Below are 15,086 nucleotides of genomic sequence, written 5' to 3' on the forward strand. Positions count from 1 at the left end.
GGATCTCCTGCTAAAACGCTTTGTCTTATACTTTTAATCCACAATGTTGCTCCCACAACACCTCCATAATTTGAGGACGCAAAATCATGACACATAAGCCCATACCCCCGCAGCTGTACCTTAGCCTTTCCGACGCACGCGCAATTGCTGTAGCAGCACAAGGATTGGGAGGTAAACAACGCAATACCGATCTGCTCACCACCATCGAACGCTTAGGGTGTGTCCAGATTGATCCGCTCCGACCAGTGTTGCGCTCACATGAGTTGGTACTCTTAGCGCGTGGTGTACCAGCTGAAAATATCCAATCTATTTTTACCCAACAAGCAGGATTATTCGAGACGTGGGGGCACGCGCATTCATTATTAGCGCTAAGTATGTGGCCACGTCTTGAATGGCAACGCGCTCACATTCGTGACAAGGGATTATCTGGTCCTGCAATAGACAAGAAATTAGCAGCAGAAATAGCACAGCGCATTGCAGATTCCGGACCTGCAACAGTTGCCGAGTTAGGCAAACTCAACGGAAAAGGATGGGAGCGTTCTAGTCCCATTAAAACTGCGTGTGAATGGTTGCTGAGTATCGGAGAATTAGTGGTTGTAGATAGAAATGATAAATGGCAAAGAATCTACCGGACACCACAGCAAGCAGACCTTCCGGTTTATAGCAGACTTGATTGTGATACTAGCCTGAAAGAAACAGTAGCTATTGCTATCAAAGCACTAGGTATTGCCACCGAGGATCACATCCGCGATTACATCAGAATCCCAAAAACCTTAGCTATCCAGGATCATATTCTTAGTGTAGGAGCAGTGCCAACGCGTGTAGCAGACAGCACGGCGATATGGTACCTCGATACACACTACCGTGATTTTTCCCCTCACACTGTGACTGAGCAATCACCTACGCATGATCTTGATAGCATTACTGCTTTGTCTCCTTTTGATTCATTAATTTGGACACGTGGCAGACAAAAAGCACTTTTTGGAAAAACGTATTTACTCGAGGCATATAAACCGGCTCTTAAAAGGACTTTTGGTTATTATGGTTTGCCTCTGCTTTTGGGTGACGAACTGATCGGTCGTGTTGCGGCACGAAATACACAGGGGACTCTTTCCTTAGAAAACTTCGAGGTCGATCCAGGAGTACCCTTTGATGAAGCCAAGGAAATAGTAAAGAGGAAACTAGAAAAATGGACTGGTTTACCTGGTGATAGTACGTGGAAAGATTTTACAGGCAAGTAGCTAAACTGAGCTGGCATAGCTGATATAGTTTCGTGCATGGTAGCTGATTTCTCTGTCGAAGGCACTGCATATGAGTTCAAGGTTGCAGTTGAACGCACTAAACCACGTAGCTGGTTAAAAACTGTATCCGCTTTTGCTAATACCACAGGTGGTGTCATCATTTTTGGCATTGACGACACCACACACAGCATCATCGGGCTGAACAATCCTCAATCAGATACTGAATTTATTAGTCAACTCATTAGGGCACGTATTGAACCAATTCCAACTTTCGACATAAAGCATGAGCGTCACGATAATGCGACTCTTCTTAAAGTCCACATTTACCCAGATATGAATACACCACATTATTATCGCGGGGATGGACGTCGTGAAGCATATATACGGCTTGGTGACCGCAGCGAGTTAGCACCTATAGAGATTCTTAATGAACTAATTTTACGAGGAAAAAACGAGACATACGACTCCCTGATATCCAATTTTCCTTTTACCAATGGCAGTTTCACGGTCTTGAAAGCTATCTATGCAGAGGCTACCGGCAATAAGTTTAGCGACTCTGATTTCTCTTCTTTTGGTTTGGTAGATACCAGCGGGCAAATGCTCACTAATGCAGGCGCTTTATTAGCAGACGAACCGCTCATGAAACATTCTCGGGTATTTTGTACTCGGTGGGCAGGTTTAGCAAAAGACGATGCTCTCGACGACATGGAACTTTCTGGCGGTCTGCTGTTTCTCTTAAGGGAAGCTCGTGCTTTTGTCATGCGACACAACACAACCCCTTGGCAGAAAAAACCAGAAAGTCGTTCTGACCAACCAAGCTATGCACAACGCGCAATTACTGAATCCCTAGTTAATGCACTTATCCATCGAGATTATCTGCTCAACGGAACAGAAATTAATGTGGATATTTACGATGATCGTATGGTCATATCATCTCCAGGAGCCATGTTTCAGGGTGGCACGCTACCTGATGACCCATTGACAGATGAAGTAAAGAGCAGACGACGGAACCCAGTGATAGCTGACTTATTTCATCGAGTTGGACTCATGGAACGCCGCGGTAGTGGTTTACGCAGAATTTGCCGCGAAACTGAGCAGCAAAGCAATTTCCGCCCAGAACATATGCCTCACTTTAGTAGCAAAGATGATATTTTTGCTGTGACATTGGCGGATATGAATTACCAGACCCCTCAAGTCACCCCCCAAGTCACCCCCCAAGTCACCCCCCAAGTCACCCCCCAAGTCACCCCCCAAGTCACCCCCCAAGTCGCTCAGTTACTTAATACACTCGGCAACGAAGAGCTATCTAGTGCCGAGCTCATGGAAGCGCTCGGTCTATCCGATCGCAAACATTTCCGCGCAGCGTATCTCAACCCTGCAATCAAAGCTGATCTCGTGGCACTTACCATACCGGACAAGCCCAATAGCCGCCTGCAAAAATACCGGAGACACAACTATTAGGGCACAGATCCTGCCCATAAGTTGATCCCCTAGTTAGAGCCATACTAACTAGGGGATCAATCAGAAAACTATACAAGCTACAACTTATTTGGTTGCTGCCTCGACCCAGCCTTCCATGCGACCATTCTCGCCAGTATATTCTTCGCCATTGATGAAGATACGTGGTGAGGAAACGCCATCATGCTCTTTATCGAGAGTGTCATAATTTGCCAATGCTACTTTGCGATAGGATTCTTTCTCGCTACCGCTCTTAATCGTCTTCACAACGTCGCTAGAAGTACCGTAATCTGCAGCGAGCTTGGATAGTTGTTCCTCATCTACTGAGCCATAAATGTCACTCTGGTTTTCCAATAGATACTTGCGGAAATTCCAATAAGCGTCGCCTTCTTGCGCTTTAGCCACAACATAGGCAGCGGTACCAGCTTTAGTTGCGTGGCCGTTGATCGTCGTAAGTGCTTCTCTGCCTGGTTTGGATTCAGCCATGCCGTCGAGGAAGTTCAGTGAACGAATATGCACAATTATCTTGCCGTCTTCGATTGCTTTCTTCATGGCTTCATCTGTGGCAGTGGCCAAGTCGGCACAGTGTGGGCACGCAAAATCCTCATAGACCTCAACGTTTTTTGCATCCGCTGCTGCTTTATCGGACTTAAGCACCACAGCATTGTCGGCAAAGGATACGTTGAACCCCACAGATTCTGTATTTTGCGCAATACGCTCGCTATTTGCTTTTTTACCGTCAATCACAATGTAGGCAACTACGGCAATGATAACTACCAGCAATGCCACAATAGCCCAAACGAAACCATGTGATTTTTCATTTGGGTTTTTAACTTTAGAACTTGAACTCATTTTTCAACCTTGCTTTTCTTTCCACAAGTTATCTAAACCGACCTTAGCAAAAAGCTAAGGATTAGGCATATATCGCAAATTTCTTGAATGGGCGATAATAAGTCCACAACGAGAAGAATATGAACAACACATCACGTGCAATGGTGAGAGCATAATCCATACCTACGCCGGGGTCAGCGTCTTTGGGACCAAAGCAGCCACAGTCAATAACCAACCCTCGCTGCCACGCTTGAGCAATACCGATAATGAAAAGTACCAGTACAAACGTCGAAACCAGCGAAGAATGACGCAAGAAAATACCAAAGAGCAATAACACTCCACCTGCTATTTCTAATGGCGCAATGAGATAACTCAAATAATTCGACCAGGTAGCACCAAAGATGTCATATGCCCTGATTGCCTGTGCTTCCGCAACCCGCTCACCTAATTTTGTGAACCCAGCTACCAACCACACCAATGCCATAGCAAAGCGCGAAATAAAACTAATAACATCTAAAATCAGCTTTTTATTGTCGCGCTTTACATCTGCTTTTTCTACAGTATTCGTCACAAGTTAAACCCTATAGCAATTTTCTGCTCACGACGAACCATCACTAGCTAACCCTTTTGCAAAACCTCAGAAACAAGGGCTTTAGCTTCTTCCTGCACCACCTGCACATGGTCACTTCCGTGGAAAGACTCCGCATAAATCTTATATTTGTCCTCTGTCCCCGAAGGTCGTGCCGCAAACCATGCATTTTCGGTGGTTACTTTCAAGCCCCCAAGAGGCGCACCATTACCTGGCGCAACCGTAATTTTTGCAGTAATCGGCTCGCCACCAAGTGTTTGTGCAGTTACTTGCTGCGCTGATAGGTGTTTGAGTAGTGCTTTTTCTTGGCGCGTAGCTGGAGCATCAGTGCGTTTATAGGCAGGTGCACCATGTTGTGCTGCCAATTGAGCATAGCGTTGCGATGGACTAAGCCCAGTAGCTGCGGTTATTTCTGCGGCAAGCAAGTCCAAAATTATGCCATCTTTATCCGTTGACCATGTGCTACCGTCGTGGCATAAGAATGAGGCTCCTGCTGATTCTTCCCCACCAAAGCCCAGCGTACTGTGCATAAGACCGGGCACAAACCACTTAAATCCAACTGGCACTTCTACGAGAGTTCTCTCTAGTTGAGCAACCACTCGATCAATCATCGACGAGGACACCAGAGTCTTTCCTACCTGCATATCTTTGGACCACCTCGGGCGGTGGGTAAAAAGATAGTCAATGGCTACTGCGAGGTAATGATTAGGGTTGATCAGCCCACCATCGGGAGTAACAATGCCATGTCGATCTGCGTCAGCATCATTGCCGGTTGCTAGGTCGAACTTGCTGCGTTGTGCCACTAATGAGGCCATGGAATCTGGGCTGGAACAATCCATGCGGATTTTGCCATCTGTATCGAGTGTCATAAAGCGCCAGGTGGCGTCGACAAGCGGATTAACTACGCTAAGGTTAAGCCGGTGTGTATCGGCGATTGCTTGCCAATAGTCCACGGATGCGCCTCCCATAGGGTCAGCGCCAATAGAAAGCCCTGACTCGCGAATCAGATCAATATCAATGACCTGGGGTAAGTCTTGAACATAGGAGTCGAGATAATTGTATTTGTGTGCTCGTGGGTCTAATACGCCGCTCACTGGTACTCGCTTGACCGAGCTTGCTTGGGCATTGTCATGCAAAATCTCATTGGCGCGACGGGCAATCGCGTCTGTGGCGTCAGTATCAGCTGGACCACCGTGAGGAGGGTTGTACTTAAAGCCGCCGTCGCGAGGCGGATTATGCGAGGGGGTAATGATAATGCCATCAGCGTATTCATGTGTAGCTTTGCCTTGGTTATAGCGCACGAGGGCATGGGATAGCGAGGGTGTAGGTGTGTAGCGTCCTCGGTCGTCGACAAAAACTGGAATCTTATGTGCCAGCAATACTTCAAGTGCAGAAATCATTGCCGGCTCGCTCAGCGCGTGGGGGTCGCGTCCAATGAATAATGGACCGCCTATGCCCTGGGCACTGCGATATTCTACGATGGCTTGGGTGATCGCTAAGATATGGCTCTCGTTGAAAGCGCAGTCTAGAGAGCTGCCCCTATGCCCTGACGTGCCAAAAACCACGTGGTGATCGGGGTTAGTCATATCGGGGGTGCGTGTGTAATAGGCGGTGACTAATTGTGCAACATCAATTAAGTCTTGTGGTTGTGCTTGTTGGCCAGCACGCTGGTGAGCCATTGCGTTCCTCCTAGAGAACCTTAAACAGAAGTCACTTTCCATCATGCGCGCTCTGGGATAACTTTTCCAGAGCTAATCGTGTTTATTTTTCTCGTTGCATTCTCCGCGCCCCACTTACTCCCCTTTTTGGCTTATACTTTGTGCGATGAAAGAAGTGCTCAAAGAAATGGCAGTAGTAGGTTGCGGTGCTGCACTAGGCGCCTTAAGCCGCTATGCGATTGGCGTTTATGCTGCCAGTTTTGTCTCGTTAAGCCCAGCACTCATAACAATGGGGATCAATATCATCGCTTGTTTTCTCATGGGATATCTCAAACCAGCATTGTTTTGGGGCACGGGTTTCCTTGGCGGCTTGAGCACTTTTTCCACCTTTATCTTTGTGCTCGCCGCTCACAGCACTGATCTCACTTTCCTTGGTTATTATTTCTTTGCGACGACCCTCCTATGTATTTCCCTGTGGCTTCTAGGAAACATTCTGCACACCAAACACCCCAAGCACACCAAGCGGAGGACTCATGCTTAATGTCTTTGTTCTCATCGGTGGGGCATTCTGCGGCGGCGCACTACGTTATGCGATGAAGAAATATGCGCAGCACAAGCATATTCGCTCATTGTGGGCAACGCTCTTAGCCAATGCAGTGTCATGTTTTGTGCTCAGTCTTGCAGTCCACGCACAAACTTCCGACGATCACGCACTATTCTTTCAACTCTTCTGTGTTGTTGGGTTCTGTGGTGCCCTATCCACCTGGTCTACCTTGGCACAAGAATTAGGCAGCTTGGTGAAATCACATTCTTATACATTGTGCGCGGGCTATTTTTCCCTCACCTGTATCTGCTCTGTGGGAGCTTATGTGCTTGGCAGTCCCATTGCCGCCGCAATTTTCGCTACCTGAGCAAGGTAGTTATCCCCCGTCATCTGGGGCGGCGATAAACAATAATCAACTGTGAGTTTTTCTAATTCGGCACAATGGTGTTCCTCTTGGCGTGCCCACATATCCCACCACGGCGCATAGTAAGGGTCACGTGCTAAGGCTCGTTTTTTCCGTAACTGGGCAGGAGCGTGTAGTACCACGCTGATGTAGTCACCGCGTTGTTTTGCAGCTACTAAAGAAGCCGCGGTTATCGCACCTACTCCTTCGATAATCATGGGGCGATCCGCGGCCAAAGGCACTCGGGTGCTCACAGTACTGTTATGCCAATCCCATTTTGGATAGCTGGGGTTGTGGGGTGCGAGTACATCAGTAGCAACAAGTTTGGCACCGTGCGCTAGTCCGGTCCAGCCTGGATAAAACTCGTCGAGCTGCACCAGCTGCCAGCCATGAGTGTGCCCTCTACGCGCTAATTCTGTGGCGAAGGTGGTTTTACCGGAACCGGACCGACCGTCGATAAGCACAGTACGGATCATGACATTCCTAAAAAACTAAACGTGCCAGCATAGTAGGCAGAAACTAGTGCGATAACGGGCATGAGTATGCAGGCTATCAGCACGATAAAGTCTCTGGTATGCAGGCGTGCTGGACGTGCCCAGGTACGTTTAATGTCAGTGCGACCAAAACCTCGGGCTTCCATAGCTGTGGATAGTTTTGCCCCCCGACGCAGTGCTGAAACTAACACGCTAAAGGACATTCCCAACGCAGTACGTATTTTATTCTGCTGAGCGACACCTCGTGATCTCCTGGCACGCCTGATACTTGCAGCATCATCACTTACCAAACTGATCAACCTGGTTGCCGACACCGCCGCAATGATGAACCGAGCAGGTAAATGTAGTATTTGTGCCAGCCCGTCCCCAAGATCGGTGGGATCAATGCGGGCAGAAAGTACCACGACTGGCAGACCAAATGCAAGAACCCGCAGCATGATGGCAATGCTAAGTGCAATGGAATTATCAGTGATGTGCATGCTCAGAAAAGAAAAATACTCCTTGCCCCCTGGGCGCGCATAGAGCAACATTGATATACCTGTGAGTGGCGTAATGATCAATAAGGGAATACTGCGACGTATGAGGTAGCCAAAGCGTACGCCGCATATTGGCGCTGCGATGCAACTCAGAATGATGGCGATGGTTGCAGAGAGCCAGTCAATGCTGAGCAGCAATGGTGTGGTAGCAAGCGCAATGCCGATGATTCTGGTCACGGGGTTCACCGGGGCAAGTACATTCATGAGTTATTCCTTGGCGCGTGACTGGGGGTTCGGCTGGCAGATGCGTGCGGGGTACCTGCTATGTGAGAAGGAGTGTGAAGAGGATCAATGTGAATGTGTTTGTCGCCTAGGGTAGCGATGAATTGTTCATCATGGGTAATGGAAAAAATGCTCACGCCTTCGTCATTGAGTTCGCGTAGTAACTGAGTAAGTGCTGCAAATGTGGCGGGGTCTTGTCCGAATGTTGGTTCGTCAAGTACGAGCAGTTCAGGTTTGCCCATCAGTGCTGTTGCCACTGATAATCGTCGTTTTTCGCCACCGGATAAGGTAAAAGGGTGTGCGTCACGTACGTGGTCAAGCCGTAATCTATGTAGTAATTCTTCTGCTCGCTCACTACTCCCGCTCAGCAATAAATCTTCTGCCACAGTTCTTGCTAAAAATTGGTGTTCTGGATTTTGGAATACCGTGCCGATTCGGTGCACCAACTGGGCAGATTTCCACTTGTGTGGCGGGGTGTGCAGTCCTTTGGCTATTTTCTCATGCACAAGCAAAGTTCCTACTCTAGGAGCGTCGATTCCCGATAACACCATCGCGAGTTGAGTTTTTCCTACCCCATTGGGCCCAGTAAGCACAGTGGAAGCCCCCAGCGGAACGTCGAAAGTATGCTCGCGATTAGTAATAGTACGCACGTGTTGCACCTGAATGAGCGGTTCAGCCTGAGCGCGCTCTGGTTGAGCGGGGGGCAGGGTCAGTGCTTGGGGCAGGTGCTCCGGGGGGAGCTCGTGAATGCCGTGCTTGTCAAGTGATAAAAACCGTGTGGCAAGGTTGTGCCATAGTGCGGTGCGGTGCTCTACAATCAGCACAGTAACATCACGATTACTCAGCAGCTTTTCGACGGCAGCGCGTACTTCTTGGCGACCTTGAGGATCAATGTTAGCGGTGGGTTCGTCGAGGATAATAATATCTGCTCCCATAGCAATGACCCCTGCCAACGCTAGACGCTGCTTTTGCCCACCGGAAAGATAGCGGGTTGGCGTGTCAAGAGGCATATCGAGTCCAACAAGAGTCAATGCCTCATGTACTCGGTGCCATATGCTCGCAGTTGGCATACCGAGATTTTCACACCCAAACGCCACGTCATCACCTACTCGGGATGCAATGACCTGCGAATTTGGGTCTTGGAGCACTAAACCTACAAGTCCAGCAACCTCTAAACTACCGGACTGTTCGCCTTCTTCTGCCCCGCCGAGCACCCCGGCTATTGCACTGAGCAAGGTGGATTTTCCAGCACCCGACGCTCCGCTAAGCAATATGCACTCGCCTCGGTTAATGCGAAAACTGAGGGGAGAAAAAGCTGGATCTTTTCTTGTGGCATGACGCCAAGAAAAGTTCTTTGCCTCGATGACGCACTCTGACACTATGTGCTACCTGTCGTTGTTTTTCTACTCGGTTTATACTCGACCGCGTAGTTCTCGACCAACAGCAAAGCGGTCAAGGGCACCGGTTTTTGCCAGTGCTTGCACCAAGTAAAAACCGACAATACCGGCGAGGATCATTCCAGAGATGATGAGGCAAACAAGATAAATAATATTAAAACTCAGCGATAATGCTGCGTTTCCGCTAGTGAATAGTTCCAAAATAAAAGCACCAACACCAGCGCCAGCACCAGCTAGCATAGCGGCACTGAGCTTGAAGTTTTTGTAGACAAATAATAAGAAAATTAATTCTGCCCCTAGTCCTTGTGCCAGACCAGAATAAATAGTGCTGATTGCCCACTGGCTGCCAAGAAGCATGGACACAATGGATGCAAAGGTTTCTACATAGAGGGCAGCACCTGGTTTACGGATGACTAGCCCGCCGACTACTCCGCCGATGAGCCAGATTCCTGTGGTAAGCCCGCCTAATCCGGGAGTAAGTGCATCCATAACCTTGAACCAGGCGTATCCTGCCGAGTTCCACAATACAAAGATGAATCCGCAGGCAAGCCCGAGAACACTGGCAATAACAATATCAATAACGCGCCATTGAGTAGTGCGCATAGTTTCCTCCCTAGCGCCGGAATTAACCGGATCAGGTTCTTACGGTTCGCCTTATCTGGCGTCTCAGCATATATAGCACCCGTGTTGACTATGCAGATCAGGTTTCGCAAAACACCTCAGGTTCTTATTAGGTTCTAGTCCCTTGAGTGCTCTGGAAAAAATGATCCACAATGGTTTTTGAGTGTAGCACTCGATGTGACTACTCCCCAACATAAAACTAGGTATGCTCCCCCATAAAGTCCCCACAAAATACAGGTATGATGAGTGAGAAACTTCTTTTCTGATTTGCTGAAAGGTTCTTGCTGTGACTGCTCGTCCCATCTCTGCCCTGCCCACCCCTAGTATTTCTGCTCGTGCTCTGGTAACTGGGGCGAGCCAAGGAATTGGAATGGCGCTGGCACGTGGACTTGCGCGCATGGGGCATAATCTCATTTTGGTAGCGCGTCGCAAAGAAGTCCTAGAGGAGTTTGCAGCTGAACTAGAAAAACGTCATGCTATTAGCGCAGAGGTCTATGCTTGTGACCTTGCAGATAGTGCACAGCGCCAAGAACTCATTGCGCATATTGCAGAACAAGAAATCAATATCATTATCAATTCTGCTGGTATCGCTAGTTTTGGTCCTTTTATTGAGCAACAGTGGGATTATGAAACACAGCAATTTGAGCTTAACGCCACAGCGGTTTTTGAGCTCACTCATGCAGTATTACCAGGCATGATTGAACGTGGTAATGGCGCTATTTGTAATGTGGGTTCTGCTGCTGGAAATATCCCTATTCCGAATAATGCCACCTATGTGCTCACTAAAGCAGGAATCAATGCTTTTACCGAGGCTTTGCACTATGAACTCAAAGGCACAGGGGTAAGTTGTACTCTCCTTGCTCCAGGTCCAGTACGTGAGGCTGTGGTTCCAGAATCTGAGCAGTCGATCGTCGATAAGGTCGTGCCTGATTTCTTATGGACAACCTATGAGTCTTGCGCAGAAGAAACTTTAGCAGCTATGGCAAAGGGGCGTCGTCGAGTAGTTCCTGGACCTTTGTCTAAGGCCATGAATGTTATTTCTTCGGTGGCGCCAACAGCAATTTTGTCACCGATTATCGGTAATTTTTATAAGAAAATGGGCAATGACGCTTAAGTCCCCTGCCCCCTACTCACTCTATGATTCAAGGATTCTAATGACTATCTCCCCCGAAACACCGGATCAGCCGCTTGCCGACAAAGACAATCGCTTAGTGTGGATTGATCTCGAGATGACTGGTCTTGATGTCCACAAGCACACCATCGTCGAAATAGCAGCACTCATTACCGACGCCAACCTGAACATTCTTGGTCAAGGTCTTGATTTGGTTATCCATGCTGATGAGCAGCAACTAGCCCACATGGATAGTTACGTCACTGATATGCATACCTCGTCTGGTCTTCTAGCAGAGATACAGCGTTCGACGCTGACCTTAGAAGAAGCCGAGCAACGCGTTATCGAGCTTATCCATACTTATTGTGGTACTGAACATCCTATGCCATTAGCAGGCAATTCCATTGCTGTCGATCGTTCTTTTATCCGCGAATATATGCCTAAACTCGATAGTGTGCTGCATTATCGCATGATTGACGTTTCTTCATTCAAGGAATTGGCAAAGCGGTGGCAGCCTCAGGTGTACTATCACCAGCCGCAAAAAGCACTGAGCCATCGCGCGCTCACTGATATTGTGGAATCTGTCCGCGAACTTGCTTATTATCGTGAGGCTTTATTAAAAGAGAGCACGGATACACAAAGCGCACAGGCAGCTAGTGACAGCGTTACCGAGGCCTACCAGCATTTTTTGTAAATTAACTACTTTGCGTTAGTATAGACCTCGCTGCAAAAATTCCAGCAGCAATGGTGGCTGTAGTTCAGCTGGTAGAGCACCAGGTTGTGATCCTGGGTGTCGCGGGTTCGAGCCCCGTCAGCCACCCCAAAGAAACCCCGATATTCAGAATGAATATCGGGGTTGTCTCATTGTTCGCTCCAACACACATCAATGCCCAAACCATAGGTAAAGGTTTCACCTAAATCAGGTCGATACGTTGCTAGGCGTCGATAAGCACGCTTACCATCACACATTCCAAGGTCATATGCGACCACTGCGTGCGCTAAAAAAGGGCTTTCGGCAAGAGCCATCCCAGGAATCTGTGCCAAGGCCATACCCGTGCCCTCAGCAATCTCACCACCCCAACTATCCCAGACAATATCACTGATAATGCCGCTAGAAGAACCACCATTATTGGTATAGGTAGGACGAGCTACACCATAGCCAGTTGAACGATCATCATTAGACCCAAGAACAATACTTTCACTTTCTGCGTTCTCGATTGTGCTATTCACAGCAAATTGCGCTACCTCCTGCTGCCCATTCTGAACGTGTTTATCTTGTTCTTGGGCACACGAGGTTAGTGCGAGAACGCTCACACCACATATGCATATACTCAGTAGCGGTAACCTACATAGATTTTTCTTGTTCATGCTTGTCTGCTCTTTGCTTTTCTCGGCTTGGCTTTTTATGCACCGCTGCTCGCCCAACAGCAGCTGCCAATAGTGGAAAGACCAACACTGTTGCTGCTCCAGCAGCGACCAGCAATGATCCATATTGAGCACTGATGATATGCGAATGTGTTGCAACTTCTGTTACAGCAACAATGATGGGCAACCCAGTAGCAGAATAGAAACCTACCTGCACTTTGTCCTGCCAAGTCTCTAGCTGAGTGTCCTTGGCGAAGAAAAGCTCCTGAATCATAATCGGCACACCACGAGTCAGCAGAATCACTGCCACTAGGATAATCGGCGCAAATGGCGCTTGTGCTACAGCACCAATATCAATTCCCATCCCAGACACTACGAAAAACACTGGGATGAGTAATCCGTAGCCCAGCACGTCGAGACGCTCTTCTAGCGCAGAACGCAGATTCTCCGGCACTAATTGCTTGAGGATAATACCGGCAGCAAACGCCCCAAGCACCACGTCGAGTTGGAATACCGCAGCAGCAGACATCAAAATTGCCAGCATGAGTAGCACTGCACGCACGACTGTTTGGTTAGTAGCGCTCGCCCCATCGATCATGGCACGACGCACCCAAGGCGCAAAGAACCGTACAGTACGTGGCAAAAATGCGACAAATAAGGCAATGAGGAAGAAGAGCGCGAGCACAATCGCCGTGAGAAAAGTGCTACGAGTAGAAAGCAGCAGTGCCATCGCCATGATAGGCGCAAGTTCGCCGATGGCACCATGAATCATCACCCGACGACCAATCGGTGTTGCTAACCAGCCTTGTTGTTTCAGAATCGGCATAAGCGTACCTAGTGCGGTAGAGGTCAATGCGATCGCTAATACAATTGCCGCTGATGTGTCATCAGCACCTACTACAAGTAAGGCACCAAAAAAGCTAAAGACCATGCAGACTACCCAGGTTATCAGGGCACTTTTACCTGCTTTATCTTTCATGGTGTCCAGGTCTATCTCGAACCCGGCAAGCAAGAATAAAAGCCCCAGCCCTAGTTCTTTGAGCATATCAATGCTGGAATCATTGCGTGCCAAACCTAATACATGGGGTCCGATAATCACACCCAGCACGAGTAAAAACACCACAGCAGGAATATGTTTTCTTGTTGCCCACGACAGAATAGGTGCGGCTAAAGCAGCAGCCATGATCCAGGCGAAAGATACCAGAGCGTGCGTGCCTGTTTCAGCAGTGTTAGCACTAGCGCTAAGCATAAAATCCATAGATGCAGACGGCACAGAAGATGCAGCAGAAGGGACAAACAAAAATTGTGGTACGAGCATGACCACTATTATGTAGTATAAACTCCACAAAAACTAAGTATGGCAACCTTATAGCACACCAAAGTGATAGCTATTGGGCATTATTCGGCTGCGCATTACCTGCTTTCCATGTCTCCCACGGGATATTCCAACTACCCAAGCCATCATATCCACTCATAAAGCCACCAATGGTGTTCTTTACTGTGACGATATCTCCACGCTTAACTAAGCCTTGGAACCATTGTGCATTATCAGTTGAGACATTGATACAGCCATGTGATGTGTTTTGTACTCCTTGTGCCCATACTGACCAAGGCGCAGCATGAACATAAATGCCATCATAAGACATTTGTGAAGCATACTTCACCTTTGTTTTGTATCCTCCGGCTTCCAAAGATAATCCATAAGTGGTCGAGTCCATGACCATCTCTGGGTTCAGGTCGCCGATCATATACACGCCATTGGGGGTTGGCCACTGGCTTGATCCCATAGATATTGGGATGCTACGCAATAGTTCACCGTTCTTGTAGACGGTCATAGTTTTAGTGTTATCATCAGCGATTGCTTCTACGCGATCGCCAATGGTGAAATTATTGGTGACATCAGCGGTGCCATAAATATCATCACCAATGTTGACGCCATAGAGATCTGCTGCCACGTGCACTTTGGTTCCTGGTGCCCAGAATTCTCGTGGACGCCAGCGTAATTCATTAGAGGCAATCCAATAGAATGCCCCCTCTACCTTTGGTTCCGTCGTAATTTTTATCGCGTCTTGCACTGCTTTGCGGTTGGCTACGTCATAACCGAATACAAAGTTAATAGTTTGACCAACCCCTACCACAGAATCCGGCAGAGGTGTCATGGATAATGCGACTGTGTCATAAGGAGACACGGTAGAAAAGGAAGTATGGAGTTCTTTGCCATTATTGTCGACGGCTGCAATGGTATAGGTGCGACCATAGCCTAGTGGTTCAGCAGATTTCCACTCTTTTTTATCGTCGGAAAGCTGGGCGGCAACCACTTTGCCATTCTCGTTGGTCATAGTGACCTTTTTTAGACCATCACCACGAGATGTAACCGAGATAATCTCTTTAGGGTTAATGTCTGTCTCTCCGTCTTTCACACTTGCAGCAGGAGCAAGTTTTTGCCGAGGAGCTTGTGAAGTTTTTACTGTGTTATGAGCTGTGTTTGCAGTATCAGCACTGCCATGTGAACAAGCACTAAGCGTGAAAGATAAACAAAGAAAAGCTGCTGCTATACGCTTAATACTGCTATGAAACACTAGATACTTCCCTTAATTATTAAAACTATATGTGCTT

General features: G+C 48.1%; 16 protein-coding genes, 1 tRNA gene and 1 riboswitch. Of the genes, 7 read left to right on the top strand and 10 right to left on the bottom strand.

From position 1 onward, the window contains the following. The first annotated feature begins 86 nt into the window (after positions 1-86). Entirely contained in the window at positions 87-1,241 is a 1,155-nt protein-coding gene (locus FQV43_RS07845) for a DNA glycosylase AlkZ-like family protein (RefSeq protein WP_146339860.1), read from the top strand. A gap of 36 nt (positions 1,242-1,277) precedes the next feature. Then, positions 1,278-2,702: a Fic family protein gene (locus tag FQV43_RS07850; RefSeq protein ID WP_146339862.1), complete on the top strand. Its 1,425-nt coding sequence runs from the start codon at positions 1,278-1,280 to the stop codon at positions 2,700-2,702. An 84-nt stretch (positions 2,703-2,786) separates the two neighbouring features. Here FQV43_RS07850 and FQV43_RS07855 read toward each other — a convergent pair whose 3' ends face one another. From FQV43_RS07855 to pgm, 3 genes are all read right to left on the bottom strand, one after another. Further along, positions 2,787-3,551, bottom strand: coding sequence for a thioredoxin domain-containing protein (locus FQV43_RS07855; RefSeq protein WP_146339864.1), 765 nt, complete (start codon positions 3,549-3,551; stop codon positions 2,787-2,789). A 61-nt stretch (positions 3,552-3,612) separates the two neighbouring features. Continuing rightward, positions 3,613-4,101 carry a DoxX family protein gene (locus FQV43_RS07860; RefSeq protein WP_255455974.1) on the bottom strand — a complete coding sequence of 163 codons (489 nt, stop codon included), beginning with the start codon at positions 4,099-4,101 and terminating at the stop codon, positions 3,613-3,615. A gap of 47 nt (positions 4,102-4,148) precedes the next feature. Continuing rightward, positions 4,149-5,798 carry a phosphoglucomutase (alpha-D-glucose-1,6-bisphosphate-dependent) gene (gene pgm, locus FQV43_RS07865; protein WP_146339866.1) on the bottom strand — a complete coding sequence of 550 codons (1,650 nt, stop codon included), beginning with the start codon at positions 5,796-5,798 and terminating at the stop codon, positions 4,149-4,151. 166 nt (positions 5,799-5,964) lie between these two features. Between pgm and FQV43_RS07870 the strand changes: the two genes are divergently transcribed. Both FQV43_RS07870 and FQV43_RS07875 read left to right on the top strand, forming a co-directional pair. Next, positions 5,965-6,318, top strand: coding sequence for a CrcB family protein (locus tag FQV43_RS07870; RefSeq protein WP_168195070.1), 354 nt, complete (start codon positions 5,965-5,967; stop codon positions 6,316-6,318). After that, entirely contained in the window at positions 6,311-6,688 is a 378-nt protein-coding gene (locus FQV43_RS07875; protein WP_146339870.1) for a CrcB family protein, read from the top strand. Before FQV43_RS07870 ends, FQV43_RS07875 begins: the two co-directional genes overlap by 8 nt. Here the strand turns inward: FQV43_RS07875 and FQV43_RS07880 are convergent. The 4 genes from FQV43_RS07880 to FQV43_RS07895 form a co-directional block, all read right to left on the bottom strand. Further along, the gene (locus FQV43_RS07880; protein WP_210415237.1) at positions 6,643-7,200 is read right to left on the bottom strand and encodes a hypothetical protein; all 558 of its coding nucleotides are present in this window, start codon (positions 7,198-7,200) and stop codon (positions 6,643-6,645) included. The genes FQV43_RS07875 and FQV43_RS07880 overlap by 46 nt on opposite strands. Then, on the bottom strand, positions 7,197-7,958 hold the full coding sequence (locus tag FQV43_RS07885) for an energy-coupling factor transporter transmembrane protein EcfT (RefSeq protein ID WP_146339872.1): 762 nt from the start codon (positions 7,956-7,958) through the stop codon (positions 7,197-7,199). The genes FQV43_RS07880 and FQV43_RS07885 overlap by 4 nt, the downstream gene beginning before the upstream one ends. Continuing rightward, positions 7,955-9,355, bottom strand: coding sequence for an ABC transporter ATP-binding protein (locus tag FQV43_RS07890; protein WP_146339874.1), 1,401 nt, complete (start codon positions 9,353-9,355; stop codon positions 7,955-7,957). The genes FQV43_RS07885 and FQV43_RS07890 overlap by 4 nt, the downstream gene beginning before the upstream one ends. 33 nt (positions 9,356-9,388) lie before the next feature. Next, positions 9,389-9,976, bottom strand: a complete 588-nt coding sequence (locus FQV43_RS07895) for an ECF transporter S component (RefSeq protein WP_146339876.1) — start codon at positions 9,974-9,976, stop codon at positions 9,389-9,391. After that, positions 9,967-10,069, bottom strand: a riboswitch (TPP riboswitch). It overlaps the preceding gene by 10 nt. Positions 10,070-10,295: 226 nt before the next feature. Here FQV43_RS07895 and cmrA point away from each other — a divergent pair. The 3 genes from cmrA to FQV43_RS07910 all read left to right on the top strand — a co-directional run bounded on the left by cmrA (position 10,296) and on the right by FQV43_RS07910 (position 11,928). Beyond that, the gene (gene cmrA, locus FQV43_RS07900; protein ID WP_246847005.1) at positions 10,296-11,108 is read left to right on the top strand and encodes a mycolate reductase; all 813 of its coding nucleotides are present in this window, start codon (positions 10,296-10,298) and stop codon (positions 11,106-11,108) included. Between the two features lie 40 nt (positions 11,109-11,148). Beyond that, positions 11,149-11,799 carry an oligoribonuclease gene (gene orn / locus FQV43_RS07905; RefSeq protein ID WP_146339878.1) on the top strand — a complete coding sequence of 217 codons (651 nt, stop codon included), beginning with the start codon at positions 11,149-11,151 and terminating at the stop codon, positions 11,797-11,799. Between the two features lie 53 nt (positions 11,800-11,852). Further along, positions 11,853-11,928: transfer RNA gene (locus FQV43_RS07910), tRNA-His, on the top strand. Positions 11,929-11,966: 38 nt separating this feature from the next. Here FQV43_RS07910 and FQV43_RS07915 read toward each other — a convergent pair. The 3 genes from FQV43_RS07915 to FQV43_RS07925 form a co-directional block, all read right to left on the bottom strand. Beyond that, entirely contained in the window at positions 11,967-12,473 is a 507-nt protein-coding gene (locus FQV43_RS07915) for a hypothetical protein (protein ID WP_168195071.1), read from the bottom strand. Further along, the gene (locus FQV43_RS07920; RefSeq protein ID WP_146340496.1) at positions 12,451-13,719 is read right to left on the bottom strand and encodes a cation:proton antiporter; all 1,269 of its coding nucleotides are present in this window, start codon (positions 13,717-13,719) and stop codon (positions 12,451-12,453) included. The genes FQV43_RS07915 and FQV43_RS07920 overlap by 23 nt, the downstream gene beginning before the upstream one ends. 139 nt (positions 13,720-13,858) lie before the next feature. Continuing rightward, entirely contained in the window at positions 13,859-15,049 is a 1,191-nt protein-coding gene (locus tag FQV43_RS07925) for an Ig-like domain-containing protein (RefSeq protein ID WP_168195072.1), read from the bottom strand. Between the last annotated feature and the right edge of the window lie 37 nt (positions 15,050-15,086).

Source organism: Corynebacterium sp. sy039, assembly GCF_007904105.1.
GTDB lineage: Bacteria > Actinomycetota > Actinomycetes > Mycobacteriales > Mycobacteriaceae > Corynebacterium.

Bases quoted from the DNA above. Each gene is read 5' to 3' on its own strand.
- FQV43_RS07920 (WP_146340496.1), bottom strand. From the start codon at position 13,719: ATGCTTAGCGCTAGTGCTAACACTGCTGAAACAGGCACGCACGCTCTG.
- pgm (WP_146339866.1), bottom strand. From the start codon at position 5,798: ATGGCTCACCAGCGTGCTGGCCAACAAGCACAACCACAAGACTTAATT.
- FQV43_RS07845 (WP_146339860.1), top strand. From the start codon at position 87: ATGACACATAAGCCCATACCCCCGCAGCTGTACCTTAGCCTTTCCGAC.
- FQV43_RS07880 (WP_210415237.1), bottom strand. From the start codon at position 7,200: ATGATCCGTACTGTGCTTATCGACGGTCGGTCCGGTTCCGGTAAAACC.
- FQV43_RS07850 (WP_146339862.1), top strand. From the start codon at position 1,278: ATGGTAGCTGATTTCTCTGTCGAAGGCACTGCATATGAGTTCAAGGTT.
- FQV43_RS07885 (WP_146339872.1), bottom strand. From the start codon at position 7,958: ATGAATGTACTTGCCCCGGTGAACCCCGTGACCAGAATCATCGGCATT.
- FQV43_RS07870 (WP_168195070.1), top strand. From the start codon at position 5,965: ATGGCAGTAGTAGGTTGCGGTGCTGCACTAGGCGCCTTAAGCCGCTAT.
- FQV43_RS07895 (WP_146339876.1), bottom strand. From the start codon at position 9,976: ATGCGCACTACTCAATGGCGCGTTATTGATATTGTTATTGCCAGTGTT.
- FQV43_RS07855 (WP_146339864.1), bottom strand. From the start codon at position 3,551: ATGAGTTCAAGTTCTAAAGTTAAAAACCCAAATGAAAAATCACATGGT.
- FQV43_RS07875 (WP_146339870.1), top strand. From the start codon at position 6,311: ATGCTTAATGTCTTTGTTCTCATCGGTGGGGCATTCTGCGGCGGCGCA.
- orn (WP_146339878.1), top strand. From the start codon at position 11,149: ATGACTATCTCCCCCGAAACACCGGATCAGCCGCTTGCCGACAAAGAC.
- FQV43_RS07915 (WP_168195071.1), bottom strand. From the start codon at position 12,473: ATGAACAAGAAAAATCTATGTAGGTTACCGCTACTGAGTATATGCATA.